Here is a 13,788-nt window from a genome sequence, read left to right as displayed (position 1 = left end):
TTATGAAGCAGTCTGCGCACTAAGAGATACTGTTGAAAGCGATAGTAGCATAGAAAATGTTTAGTTCCTTTTATAATCATGATAAAAGAGCCAAAAACAAATAGGCTACAACGAAATAAAGGCAGTATTAAAGAATAAAAAGAAAAAATATTCAGAAAGATGGGTGGTTTATATGTTAAAAACAAACTTTAGAAAATCTCAGCCTTATATTCAGGGAGAGTGGATTTCAGTAGAACGTGAAACGGTTACTATTACAAGTCCATACACAAATGAGGTAATAGGAGAGCAACTATTAGCAACTGAAGAAGACGTGGAAAAAGCATTAGTCTCTGTTTATGAAGCGAAAAAAGAGATAGCAGCTATCCCTTCTCATAAGAGAGCTAAAATTTTGAAGAGAGTAGCTTATTTATTAGAAGAAAGAAAAGAGGAGTTCGCCAAACTTATCTCTCTTGAGTTAGGAAAGCCTCTAAAAAATACTTTAGATGAAGTGAGTCGTTCTATTGAAACATTTGAATTATCAGGTGAGGAAGCTAAAAGGTTAATGGGAGAAACGTTGCCAGGTGATGCTTCTGAACGAGGAACAAAAGCTATTGCTTCCACTTTTCGAGTGCCTGTAGGAGTTGTAGCAGCAATTACTCCATTTAATGCTCCTTTAAATCTTGTTTGTCATAAAATTGGACCAGCCTTTGCTGCAGGAAATACCGTCATTTTAAAGCCTTCTTCTCAAACAACTTTAGTTGCTACAGAACTTATTAAGCTGCTACTTGAAGCAGGTTTTCCAAAAAATGCAATTAGTATGGTGCTTGGCAGAAGAGAAGTTGTTCAACAAATTGTAAAAGATGACCGTGTGAACGTTATCTCCTTTACAGGCGGAACGGTAGCAAGCAGAAACATATGTAAACTAGCTGGAATGAAAAAAGTTTTACTTGAGCTTGGTGGAAATGCGGCTACTATTATTCACGATGATTCAGATATTACACGAGCAGCTAAAATGTGCGCTAAAACTGGTTTTAGTAACTCTGGGCAAAGTTGTATTTCTGTTCAACGAATTTATGTTCATCAATCAATCGTAGACAAGTTTACAACTCTGTTAAAAGAAGAAGTACTCAAGCTTAAGATAGGTGACCCGCTCTTACCTGATACAGATGTCGGATGTGTTGTTGATCAAAATGCAGCTATGCGTGTGAAAGAGTGGATTGAAGAAGCAGTCAAATTAGGAGCAAAAGTCATTTGTGGAGGAAATCGCTCTGGAGCAACGGTAGAGCCTACTATACTACTGAATCCTCCTAAAAAAAGTAAGGTTATTTGTGAAGAAGTGTTTGGTCCAATTGTTAGTATCATTCCATACGAAACAATTGAAGAAGCAATTGAAGAAGCAAACGATTCTTCATTTGGTCTACAAGCGGGAATTTTTACAAATCAAATTGATTTAGCTTACAAAGTAGCAAACATGCTAGACATGGGGGGAGTCGTTATTAACGGCACATCAAATTTCAGACTTGATCATTGGCCATATGGGGGAGTCAAGGACAGCGGAATTGGACGTGAAGGCCCTCGATATGCGATAGAGGATATGACAGAAACAAAAATGATCGTGTTGCAGCTTTCTGATAATGATTAAAACGGATGAGCAATTAGTTTATGCTTAATTATCCCTAAAAAAGGAGTAGACATATGAAAAAATTAATTTCTCATCAGCTAGTAGAGTATCTCGAGAACCGTGGCATAGAGCATATTTTTGGACTTTGCGGACATACGAACATTGCCGTTTTAACAGCTTTGGAAGAAAGTAATATTAAATTTATTAACGTTAGACATGAGCAAATTTCAGCACATGCAGCAGATGGATATGCTCGAGTTACAAGAAAAGCTTCTGTTGTTTTGAGTCACTTAGGTCCAGGATTGACAAATGCAGCTACAGGAGTTGCCAATGCTGCTCTTGATTCCGTTCCAATGGTTGTTATTGCTGGAGACGTTCCAACGCATTATTATGGAAAGCATCCACATCAAGAAGTGAACTTACATGCGGATGCTTCCCAGTATGAAATTTATCGTCCATTTGTAAAAAGAGCGTGGAGAGTAGACAGCCCTGAATTATTTCCGGAAATTATTGAAAAGGCTTTCGCTATAGCTGAAAATGGAAACCCTGGTCCTGTCCTTGTATCTGTTCCAATGGATATCTTTTCTAAGGAAGTAGATGTTTCGTTATTCCAGCGTTTAAAATACAATACGAAAAACTTTCAGAAACCATCTATTGATGACTTAACGGCTAAAAAGATTATTGAAACGCTTATTAAAGCTAAAAATCCGCTTCTTTACGTAGGAGGTGGAATTATGTTAGCACACGCAGCAGAAGAATTGAAAGAACTTGTCGATCATTTAAGTATCCCAGTAGCTCATTCTTTAATGGGGAAATCGGCTTTACCTGATGACCATGCTTTAACATTAGGAATGACGGGTTTTTGGGGTACAGAGTTTATCAATAATAAATGTAAATCGGCTGATTACATTTTAGCCCTTGGAACGCGTTTTGCAGAAGCTGATTCTAGCTCTTGGGAATCAGAATATACGTTTAATTTCCCACCAACAAAACTCATTCAAATTGATATCGACCCAACGGAGATTGGTCGAAACTATCCTGTTGAAATGGGTGTTGTTGCTGACCTAAAACAAGCTTTAACAGTGTTAAATAGGGTAGCAAAAGAACTTATACCACAAGGGATAACTAATAAAGAATTAGAGAAAGAAATCTCAGAATATCGCAAAGCGTTTAAAGAGAACAATATGAAATTTATTCAAGATGATGTCTTTCCAATGCAGCCTCAGCGAATTTTAGAAGAAGTACGTCAAGTACTTCCAAGAGATGCTTACATTACAACAGATGTAGGTTGGAATAAGAATGGGGTTGGCCAACAGTTTCCAATCTATGAACCTGGCAGTATTTTAACACCTGGAGGATTTGCAACAATGGGGTTTGGAGCTCCCGCTGCTCTCGGTGCAAAAATTGCTTTACAAGATAAAGTTGTTGTTTCCCTTGTAGGTGATGGGGGATTTGGCCAAAATCCAGCCGTACTTGCTACAGCAGCTGAAGAAAATATTCCGGTTATATGGATTATTATGAATAACTATGCGTTTGGTACAATTGCTGGTTTGCAAAAGGCACACTTCGGTACAACGCTCGGTACAGTGTTTAAAAAAGATGGTGAAGACTATTCACCAGATTATGCAGCGATTGCTAAAGCTTATGGAGTAGAAGGAGTGAAAATTCAATCTGCAGAAGAATTTAAGCCAACTCTAGAAAGAGCTATTGCAGCTAATAAACCGTTTGTTATTGATGTAGCTATGTTAAACAATCCAGTTCCGACAGCAGGTCATTGGAACATTATGGATATATATTCACCGAACAAAACCATTCATCATGTCTCGGTCTAAAAAGCAGTGTTGAAGAGGGATCAAAGAAAAGGAAAAGACAATTTTCTTTAGCTCATCTTACTGTAGTAGAGTGTTCACTGCCCTAAATGTGATACAGCATGTTTCCTAATAAATAATAGATGTTGAAAGGAAGAAATCACATATAGAGTAGAGGAAATCTTTTATATGAAACAATCTGTTTTGCTCTAGAAAGTAAGGTAGACTCATTTCTTTCTTACTTTCTAGTATCTTTGATTTAAAGGGGTTATGATTAGAAGTCTCGTTCTTATAAGAAAGGGAGATTAGGGTGTGAAGAAGACATAAAGATAAAGAAATTAAAACGGCATGTATCATTCACCAATTTGCGCTAACATACCTTCTTTTCTTAACAGACTTATTTAAAGGAGGAATATTGATGAGCTATCAATTGGAGACACAAAAGGAGAGGCCCATTCAACAAGTTAAAAGAAAAAAACGATCTCGAGCACGTTTTACAATTCTTGCTCTCCTATTTGTAGGAACAGCTATTAACTATTTAGATCGTACAAACATGGCTGTCGCTGCTTCTAGTATCCAAGATGATTTAGGGTTAAATGCTGCAACGATGGGACTCATTCTTTCTGCATTCGGATGGACCTATGCTTTTATGCAAATTCCTGGGGGATGGTTTATAGACCGATTTGGTCCTCGACTCATCTATGGATTATCTCTCATCTTATTTTCTTGTTTCACTCTTGCTCAAGGATTTGCTAAAAACTTTGGTACGCTTTTTGGTCTCCGACTTGGACTAGGTTTATCGGAATCACCTGCTTTTCCCGCCAATAGTCGTGTTGTTGCGTCCTGGTTTCCTCAGCGGGAAAGGGCGTTGGCAACAGGAGTCTATACGGCTGGTGAATATGTAGGATTAGCCTTAGCTACTCCATTTTTGTTTTGGCTTTTGTCATCTTTTGGGTGGCACTCCATTTTTATTGTAACAGGAGTTATTGGACTATTATTTGCGATTGTTTGGTTTAAGGTTTATCGTGAGCCAACGCAAAGCAAGCATATTAATGAAGAAGAGTTGAAATATATAGAAGAGGGAGGGGCACTTGTTAAAATAGAAAAGGACAAAAATAGTCATAAAATGAAATGGTCAGACATACAGCATCTGTTCAAATATCGCCAGTTTATTGGGATGTACCTGGGACAGTTCTCAATTGCTTCCACTCTTTATTTCTTTTTAACATGGTTTCCTACTTATCTCACTCAAGAAAAAGGAATGACATTTTTAAAAGCTGGATTTATGGGATCAGTCCCATATATTGCAGCAGGAATTGGAGTGCTTTTAGGGGGATACTGGTCAGATAAAATGGTGAAACGTGGTTTATCTTTAAATATTGCCAGGAAAACGCCTGTTATTATTGGGCTTCTAGGCTCTTGTTCAATTGTATTAGCGAACTATACAGAATCCATAGGCTTAGTTATTACGATTATGTCCATTGCTTTTTTTGCTCAAGGCATGTCCAATATTACATGGACGCTTGTTTCAGATATGGCGCCAAAGGAGCTGGTTGGACTGGCAGGCGGAGTATTCAACCTTGCAGCGAACTTAGCCGCTATTGTTACTCCTATTGTTATCGGAGTGATTGTAAGCAGGACAGCTTCTTTTAATGGAGCATTAATTTTTGTTAGTGCAGTTGCTTTAGTTGGAGCATTATCCTACATATTCATTATAGGAGATGTAAAACGAGTTGAAATAGTTGATAATAAAAAGTGAAGTATGATGAAGGACTTAGAAGGTACAAGTCATAAAGTAATGTCAAAAAGAATCATTAAATGGAAGGGCTTACAAAGAACGGAAAATCCTATAGTCTAGGAAAGTATAGGAGTAAATTGATAAATTAAGAGTAATGAGCCTTATTTACGAAGTGTAAAAAGGTACTATCGTTAGCCCAGAAGAGTTAAAAATAGAGATAATCTACAAATGGTGTGTATATATGAAAAAGAAAGTATTTCTTATGAATAACTTAGGAAGAATAAATGGGAACACGAAATTGATAGGGCTTTTAGCAACTTTAAATACTTATATGTTTAGATAGGAAGATAAAAACGAGGGGAGAATATTCTTTCCTCGTTTTTATTTCAAAATATATGAGTTTTCTTTTAGCTAATATTTTGTACCTTTTTCGTGTGAACAGCTAATGACTCTTGTCTTACCTTCTGAAAAATTCCTCTCTCAACAAAGGAAAGAAGGTCTTCAGCAATATTCCACGCATTTTCTTCAATCTTATATAAATAATAAGCATCACCTGTTTCCTCTAGCTTCTTACTCAGAAAAGAAAGCTCTGGATCAAGCGCATGTCCTAATTCGTGTCCAAAAACAATCCATCGATAGGAGTCTAAATGTTCAAGTGAGCCAAACATTTGGCGACACTGAATTTCAATATCATGTTCAAATAGAAAAATTGAATTTGTAGAAGGAACATATTTTCCACCTACACATCTTTTGTCCGGAAATTCGTACTCAATGACAAGTTTTATTGTTGCATCATTTTGATTTATTAACGTCTCAAAATTCATTTCAACACTCGTTTCTTTCATATAATAATAAAAAGAGGATCTTAATTAGTCCCTAACAATATATATCATATTGACTTCAAGCTCGCAATGTCTCTGTTCAAACAAAATAGCTTGTTCTCCACACTATATGGCTCAAAAGGAGAGGTTATACAGGACATTAGAAATTTATAAAAAAAGTTAAGAAAAGATGCTTTTCTCCTTTATCGGTTTTCTGAGTTGTTTCTATATGAGGTAGTACGATATGATAAGAATTAAAACAATTTTTAAAGGAGTTTTTGTATGGAAAAAGTTGCAGATTACCTTAAAGAAGATCTTGATATTTTGTTTATAGGTTTTAATCCTAGCATTCGTTCAGGGAATATCGGTCACCATTTTGCACATCCAAGCAATCGTTTTTGGACTATTTTAGAAAAGGCTAAATTAACGCCAAGGAAACTTCACCCTACAGAGGATTATAAGCTTTTGGATTTTAACTATGGACTTACAAATATTGTTTCCCGTCCAACAAAAGGGGCAGAAGATATTGCAAAAGAAGAATATAAAGAAGGAAGGGAAGAACTAAGAAGAAAGATTAATAAATTCAAACCAAAGATTGCATGCTTCGTAGGAAAAGGCGTATATCAGGAATATCGGAATGAACGTAAAATACCTTGGGGAATTCAAGGAAAGGGAGTTGTTGAAGGAACGATCGATTTTGTTGCTCCTTCTTCAAGTGGTCTTGTAAGAATGAGCCTTGAAGATATTGTAGAAATATATGGAGAACTAAATCATATCTTAAAGCATCTACGTTCGTGAAAATCATCACAAATATTGAAAGTAAAGTTTGCAAAAGTCTAATTTTTGCAAACTTTTGCCGCTTTCATTCGGTCTATTTTCTTTAGTTAATATCTCATATAGTAAAAGCATAGGAGATAGCAGTAAAACAAAATGCATCAAGATAAAAGGAGTTGATTGCTATGTCCTTAGATCAACGGAGCTCAGCCATTCTGAGAGCGTTAACAAAAACAAGCTCTTGTATCTCTGTAGAAGAATTAATGAAGTTTGCCCACGTATCTAAGAGAACGATTTACTATGATGTTAAAAAAATCAACAGCTGGCTGCAAGAAACTGGGCTTTATCCTCTGCAATATGTAAGGGGAGCAGGATATTTTCTTGATGAAGAAACAAAGCGAAGTGTTGAAAAGGAGGAGATCATAAGCAGTTACGACTACTCCCCAAGAGAGAGAGTGGCTTGGACAGCTATTATTATCTTTATTAGAGAAAAAGAAATATATCTTCACGATTTAATGACGTATTTAAAAGTTAGTCGAAACACAATGCTTGACGATGTGAAAAAACTAAAAAAAATACTTTCGGCGTTTCAATTAGAGCTACGGGCTTCAAAGGTGACAGGTTATATCATACGTGGGGAAGAAGAACAGAAGCGAAAATCTCTTTCTTGTTTTTTGCAAGAAATTATCGTGAAAGAAGGACGAGAAGGATTTGAAGGAAAGTTAGCACACTATGCTCCCTCTTTCTTAGAAGAGCTTACAACTATGTTCTCTCTTTTTATAAAAAGTGAACAAGAGCTCTCCTTAAAATTCACGGATGATGTTCTTTATATGCTTAGTGTTAAGGCGTTGCTTTTTTTAAAAAGAATGAAGAGAGGAAAGTGGATAAAAATAGACTCTGTTGAGAAAAACGTGCTGAAAGAAACAAAGGAATTTCAAAGCGCAGAGACTATTGCTGAAAAACTGAGCAAAAAGTGGGGCATTCTTTTCCAAGAAGATGAAGTATATTACTTAACAACACACTTGCTTGGTTCAAAAGTTAATGATTTCACAACTCATAATTTAGAAGAAAAAGATTTTTCTTTCTTTAGAACGATTGTAAGAAGTATGGTAACAGATTTTCAAAAATATGCATGTGTAATGTTTCGAAATGAAAAGGAAGTAGAACGTAACTTACTTATTCATATTCGTCCAGCTTTTTATAGGGTGAAATACGGGCTTCCTGTAGATAACCCGCTTTCACATACGATTCAATCTACCTATAAAGATGTTTATAACATTACGAAAAAAGTTGTCCATCACGTTGAAAAAGCAGCTCACAATAAAATGAGTGAAGATGAAATCGCCTATATTGCCATTCATTTCGGAGGATGGATGAGAAAAGAGGGAACAGTACCAGCCAAAAGAAAAAAAGCGCTCATTGTTTGTGCGAGTGGTGTTGGAACATCAAGGATGCTAGAAACACAGCTTTATAGTCTCTTTTCAACTGTGGATTTTCAAACAACGGTTTCTCTTAGAGAGTATGAAACAATGCCACTCCATGTAGATTTTGTTGTTTCAACCGTCTCCATTCCGAATCGAGGTTGTCCAGTATTTCTCGTTAATCCGATTTTAACGGAAGGAGAGAAAGCAAGCTTACTAAAGAAAGTGAGTACAATCATTGAAGATAGTCATGTTCTATCTCATTCTGTTGAAGGAATTATGGATCTTATCCGCGAGCACGCTAAGATTCAAGATGAGAAACTTTTGTATCAAAAGTTAAAAGAACATTTATATCAACCTACTCTACATGGAAAAGGAGAAAGGAGTAAGCCTGTGCTTAGTGACTTATTAATCAAAGAAAATATTAATCTAAAAGAATCTCCTTCAAGTTGGCAAGAAGCAGTTCGTCATGCTTCTATTCCACTGCTAGAAAACGGAGATATACAAGAAGAGTATATAAAAGCAATGATAAAAAATGTGGAAGAGTTAGGACCGTATATTGTAATCACAACAGATGTAGCTATTCCACATGCAAGGCCCGAGCAAGGCGTCAACAAGCTGAGCATGAGCTTAATGACGTTATCAAATCCTGTTTCTTTCTCAGATAAAGACAGACATCGGGTTCAGCTTGTAATTGTTCTAGCAGCGATTGATAATGAAACACATCTCAAAGCATTATCACAGCTCACAACATTACTTAGCGAGCGAGAGAATGTTGAAAAAATGATTAATACAGATTCAAAGGAAGAAGTCATCGATCTAATTACTAAATATTCAAAATAAAGGGAGAGATAAAAATGAAAAAAGTATTAGTTGTATGTGGAAACGGATTAGGAAGCAGTTTTATTGTAGAAATGAATGTCAAAAAAGCGTTAGAAGAACTTGGGCTACAAGCGGAAGTTTCTCATACCGATTTAGCATCAAGTAAAAGTGAGGAAGCAGATCTTTACCTTGGAGCTCAAGATATCGTTGAAAACTTAGAAGATGGAAACCGAAATATCGTAGGTTTAGTTAATTTACTTGATCAAGAAGCCATTAAAAAGGCTCTTTCTGAAAACCTTTAAAATTTAAAGAGGTAATGGAAGAAAGAAGTGGAGGGAAGCAGCATGGTTGATTTTATTATGAAAGACATTTTAGGAACCCCATCAATTTTAATTGGTTTGTTTGCTCTAATTGGTTTGCTTTTGCAGAAGAAAAGTGCTGCAGATACGGTTTCGGGAACATTAAAAACGGTAATGGGTTTTGTCATACTAGGAGCGGGTGCTGCTGTTATCGAAGGTTCCCTTGGCGTTTTCAGAGAAATGTTTGAAAAAGCGTTCGCAATAGCGGGAGTTGTGCCAAACACAGATGCAATGGCTGCCATTGCTCAAAAGTCATTTGGAACAGAAACAGCTCTTATTATGGTATTTGGAATGCTTGCTAATATTTTGATTGCAAAATTTACACCTTTTAAATATATTTTCCTAACAGGTCATCATACTCTCTATATGGCTGCAATGCTTGCTGTTGTCTTAGTAACAGGGGGCGTAACAGGTGTTCCACTTGTTATTATTGGATCTCTTTTATTAGGAGCCATGATGGTTTTTTCACCAGCGATCTTACAGCGTTATACAAGACAAATTACAGGAAGTGATGACTTCGCTCTTGGGCACTTTGGTTCATTTGGATACTTCATGGCTGGATTTATTGGAAAGCTTGTCGGAGATAAGACAAAAACAACCGAAGATATTAAAGTGCCAAAGTCGCTCGGTTTTTTACGTGATACTTCTGTGGCAATCTCTTTAACAATGGCTATTTTGTTTTTAGTTGTAGCACCTTTTGCAGGCCCGTCTTTTATTGAAAGCGAGCTTAGTGGAGGAACGAATTTTATCGTCTTTATCTTCATTCAAGCCGTTACTTTCGCAGCAGGAGTGTATATCGTATTAGCTGGTGTGCGAATGGCGATCGGAGAAATTGTTCCTGCCTTCAAAGGAATCGCAGAAAAAGTCGTTAAAGGAGCGAAGCCTGCTCTTGATTGTCCAACAGTGTTTCCATTTGCTCCAAATGCGGTTATCATTGGATTCTTAAGCAGCTTTGCTGGTGGTATTCTTTCCGTTTTTCTTCTTCCGCTTGTCGGTTTAACTGTCATTGTTCCTGGCCTTGTTCCTCACTTCTTTTGCGGAGCAACAGCTGGGGTATTCGGAAATGCTACTGGAGGAAGAAGAGGAGCGATTATTGGGTCCTTTGTAAACGGTATCATCATCTCGTTTTTGCCAGCCCTTCTTCTTCCAGTCCTTGGATCACTTGGGTTAGAAGGAACAACATTTGGAGATACAGACTTTGGTATTATTGGTATTCTACTAGGAAAACTTCTTAGCTTCTTCGGATAAACGTGAAAGAAAGGATGAGAAAAGTGGTATATAAATTTTCTCCATCGCTAATGTGTATGGACTTAACAAAATTTAAAGAGCAAATTCAGTGCCTAAACAAGAGAGCAGATTTTTATCATGTGGATATTATGGATGGTCATTACGTGAAAAACATCACACTCTCCCCGTTTTTTATTGAACAATTAAAGAAACTTAGTACAATTCCTATTGATGCTCATCTTATGGTAGAAAATCCAGCAGATTTTGTTGAACCAACAATTGATGCAGGAGCAGATTATATTAGCCTTCATGCTGAAACCATTACTAGGGATGCTTTTAGACTTATCTATCATATTAAAGATAGAGGAGCGAAATTTGGAGTTGTTCTAAATCCTGCGACTCCGCTTAGTAGTATAAATGAATATATTCATCTTGTAGATAAACTAACGATTATGACAGTTGACCCAGGGTTTGCAGGGCAAAAGTTCATTGCTGAAATGAAAGAAAAGATTAAGCATGCTAAAGAGTTGAAAGAAACGAGAGGATACAACTATTTAATTGAAGTTGATGGATCTTGTAATGAACGGACGTTTAAGGAGCTTGCACAAGCAGGAAATGAAGTGTTCATTATTGGAAGGTCGGGACTTTTTAGCCTAGATGAACAAATAGACAAAGCATGGAATAAGATGTTGGACATTTTTCACCAGGAAATCGCATGTATAAACAGTAAAGGATAAAGAGGAAAAAATAGTATAAGAACACGCTTTTTTCACATACTAACAATAAAGTCATTTGAAAGGAGCGTGTTTTATGCGTAAATATTTGTTTATTTTTACTCTCTGTTCTTTCCTATTCGGGTTTCTGACTCCTATCACAACATTTGGGGCTCCTGAAAATACGAATAATGAAGTAAAGTTGACAGAAGAGCAGAAAAAAGAGATTTCAGTGCTACAAAAAGAGCTTTTCACAAAGAAAAAGGAAATCATTACAAAATATATGGAATATGGAGTGATTTCAGAGAAACAAGGAAAAGAGATGCTTGCACATATCGAGCGTCATTATGAAAAGAAAAAAGAGCATAATTTCATGCCGCCCAAACATAGAAACCATTGTGAGTATGATAAAAAAGGAAGCTAACCGCTTCCTTTTTTAAATATGTTGGCTTTTATACATATCGTCTAACTGTTTTTCAAACTCTTCCGTGATCGGCTCATTTGAGTCATACTCTGGACCACTCTTGATTTGGTCTTTTGAAAGGTTTATATACACTTTTCGAGTTTCCCAATCAACGTTTGTAATCCAGTTGGGGGAAATAAGCACTTTTTTGCCAAACCAGAAGCTTTTTGTGTTAACAACAATATAACGAATTCTCCACGTATCTTCTTCCAAAATAAAGTCTTCTACATATCCAAATTCGCTGTCTGTTGCTTGGATAGAATAACCAATGACTTCTACTGCACTGCGAAGGTGAGCTTCCTCATTAGCAGCAGAAGTTTCAATTTCTTCAGTCTCGTTTTCTCTTTTTGAAATATCTTTCGGATACGATCCTTCTCCCCATAAACCTGTCATCCCCCAATAAGGAACAAATCCATAATAGGTAAGAAGTTCTCTTTCATGCTGACGGGAAATCGGCTTATGAGCATCAATATCAGGGCTGTCTTTTACTTGTTGCTTTGTTAAATTTACGTCAAAATATTTGTCATCCATGTTAATAGCGTTCAGAGCAGCTGGAGGAATAAGTACGCTTTTACCTGGTAGCCATTTTTTGGTATTTGCTACAAGATAGCGTAGCGTCCATTTTTCATCATCAAAATAAATATCTTCTACTCTACCAAGTTCATCGTCTTGAGCCGAAAGGGTAAACCCGTGAATATGATCTGTGCTGTATAACATCCATATCACTCTCCTTAGTTATCACTACCCTTAATATAAAAAATTAAACAAGTTGTAGAGAAAATTCGGAGGATAATCGTTATAAATTCATAAAAAATTCACCTTTCTTATTTTGTTTTGATTGTGGAAAAAATTCACACCTAGTAGTGCCTAATGAATATCCTATTTTTGGAGGTGAATTTATGGGATTTCGTTGTAACAACTGCAGAAGAAGAAGGGAATTTTGCTGTTGTCATTATAGATTTAGAGACTGGGAAGATTTTGATTGTGGCTGCGATTATGATGATGGAGGGGATTGTGGAACTCCAGGCCCCCAAGGACCTCCAGGCCTCCAAGGTCCACGAGGTCCACGAGGTCTACAAGGCCCACAAGGAATAGGTCTACAAGATGTTGTTCCTTTTAATCCAAATGAAGCTCTTAACTATCCTGAAGGTCAACTTGTTACTTATATGGGAAGTCTTTATATTACAAACACAGCTTCTCCAAATGGGTTACCAAGTACATCGCCAGATTATACATTAATTGCTGCAGCAGGAGTGCGTGGAGCAACAGGTGCGACAGGGGCAACAGGGATTGGTTTAGAGGGGATTGTTCCATTTAGTACAGCAGCTGCCCCAGGTTATCCAGCAGGTCAGGTTGTGACCTATAATGGAAGTTTGTATATAGCAGATATAGCTTCACCAAGAGGACTGCCAGGAAGTTCGCCAGATTATACCCTTTTGGCAGCTGCCGGTTCAACAGGTACAACAGGTCCAACAGGTGCTCAGGGAGTGACAGGAGCAACAGGGGTTGGATTTGATGAGGGAGTAGTAACATTTAATGCAGCAAGTGCTCCATTTTATCGTGCAGGAGAACTTGTTGCATTTGATGGGAGTCTGTATGTAGCAAATGTGGACTCTCCAAGCGGCATACCAGGAAGCTCAGAGGATTATACACTTATTGCTTCTGGTGGAGCGACAGGAGCGACCGGTGTTGGATTAGAAGGAGTAGAAGCATTTAGCGTGGCAAGCGCTCCGTTTTACCCAGCAGGTCAAGTTGTGACGTATGAAGGAAGTTTGTATATAGCCGACGTGGCATCGCCAAGTGGAACTCCGGATACGTCGCTAGATTATACGTTGTTGGCATCAGCGGGAGCAACTGGAGTCACAGGAACAACCGGAACAACCGGAGTCACAGGAGCAACTGGGGTTACGGGAGTAACGGGCGTAACAGGAGAAACCGGAGCAACAGGGATCACGGGCGTAACTGGTGCAACGGGAGAGACCGGAGCAATTGGAGTCACAGGAGCAACTGGAATCACGGGAGAGACCGGAGCAACCGGAATC

Annotated in this window: 11 protein-coding genes and 1 pseudogene; 10 read left to right on the top strand and 2 right to left on the bottom strand. The window is 37.5% G+C overall.

Going from position 1 to position 13,788, the window contains the following annotated elements:
* Positions 1–172: 172 nt before the first annotated feature.
* The 3 genes from ACK3CR_RS16915 (at position 173) to ACK3CR_RS16905 (ending at position 5,167) form a co-directional block, all read left to right on the top strand.
* Positions 173–1,621 (top strand): aldehyde dehydrogenase family protein, encoded by a 1,449-nt coding sequence (locus ACK3CR_RS16915; RefSeq protein WP_488975810.1) that lies wholly within the window; start codon positions 173–175, stop codon positions 1,619–1,621.
* 53 nt (positions 1,622–1,674) lie between these two features.
* The gene (locus tag ACK3CR_RS16910; protein WP_243519525.1) at positions 1,675–3,432 is read left to right on the top strand and encodes a thiamine pyrophosphate-binding protein; all 1,758 of its coding nucleotides are present in this window, start codon (positions 1,675–1,677) and stop codon (positions 3,430–3,432) included.
* Positions 3,433–3,826: 394 nt separating this feature from the next.
* Entirely contained in the window at positions 3,827–5,167 is a 1,341-nt protein-coding gene (locus ACK3CR_RS16905) for an MFS transporter (protein ID WP_488975809.1), read from the top strand.
* 386 nt (positions 5,168–5,553) lie between these two features.
* Here the strand turns inward: ACK3CR_RS16905 and ACK3CR_RS16900 are convergent, their stop codons facing one another.
* Complete coding sequence (locus tag ACK3CR_RS16900; protein ID WP_124048763.1) at positions 5,554–5,970, bottom strand: hypothetical protein; 417 nt, start codon at positions 5,968–5,970, stop codon at positions 5,554–5,556.
* A gap of 279 nt (positions 5,971–6,249) precedes the next feature.
* On the opposite strand from ACK3CR_RS16900, the gene ACK3CR_RS16895 reads away from it, so the two are divergent.
* The 6 genes from ACK3CR_RS16895 (at position 6,250) to ACK3CR_RS16870 (ending at position 11,707) form a co-directional block, all read left to right on the top strand.
* Positions 6,250–6,765, top strand: a complete 516-nt coding sequence (locus ACK3CR_RS16895; protein WP_243519529.1) for a mismatch-specific DNA-glycosylase — start codon at positions 6,250–6,252, stop codon at positions 6,763–6,765.
* Positions 6,766–6,926: 161 nt separating this feature from the next.
* Entirely contained in the window at positions 6,927–9,005 is a 2,079-nt protein-coding gene (locus ACK3CR_RS16890; protein WP_488975808.1) for a BglG family transcription antiterminator, read from the top strand.
* 14 nt (positions 9,006–9,019) lie between these two features.
* On the top strand, positions 9,020–9,286 hold the full coding sequence (locus tag ACK3CR_RS16885) for a PTS sugar transporter subunit IIB (RefSeq protein WP_243519533.1): 267 nt from the start codon (positions 9,020–9,022) through the stop codon (positions 9,284–9,286).
* A 42-nt stretch (positions 9,287–9,328) separates the two neighbouring features.
* On the top strand, positions 9,329–10,591 hold the full coding sequence (gene ulaA, locus ACK3CR_RS16880; protein ID WP_268586092.1) for a PTS ascorbate transporter subunit IIC: 1,263 nt from the start codon (positions 9,329–9,331) through the stop codon (positions 10,589–10,591).
* A 23-nt stretch (positions 10,592–10,614) separates the two neighbouring features.
* Positions 10,615–11,307 (top strand): D-allulose 6-phosphate 3-epimerase, encoded by a 693-nt coding sequence (alsE, locus tag ACK3CR_RS16875; protein WP_328124585.1) that lies wholly within the window; start codon positions 10,615–10,617, stop codon positions 11,305–11,307.
* Positions 11,308–11,380: 73 nt separating this feature from the next.
* The gene (locus ACK3CR_RS16870; RefSeq protein WP_243519540.1) at positions 11,381–11,707 is read left to right on the top strand and encodes a YckD family protein; all 327 of its coding nucleotides are present in this window, start codon (positions 11,381–11,383) and stop codon (positions 11,705–11,707) included.
* A 12-nt stretch (positions 11,708–11,719) separates the two neighbouring features.
* On the opposite strand, the gene ACK3CR_RS16865 is transcribed toward ACK3CR_RS16870, so the two are convergent.
* Positions 11,720–12,463 (bottom strand): PRC-barrel domain-containing protein, encoded by a 744-nt coding sequence (locus ACK3CR_RS16865; RefSeq protein ID WP_430236900.1) that lies wholly within the window; start codon positions 12,461–12,463, stop codon positions 11,720–11,722.
* Positions 12,464–12,645: 182 nt separating this feature from the next.
* Between ACK3CR_RS16865 and ACK3CR_RS16860 the strand changes: the two are divergent.
* Positions 12,646–13,788, top strand: a pseudogene (locus ACK3CR_RS16860) (hypothetical protein); the annotation flags it as partial.

The organism is Priestia sp. TRM10, from assembly GCF_057808375.1.
The sequence above is the reverse complement of the archived record's forward strand: the minus strand, read 5'-3'. Positions and strand labels throughout refer to the sequence as shown.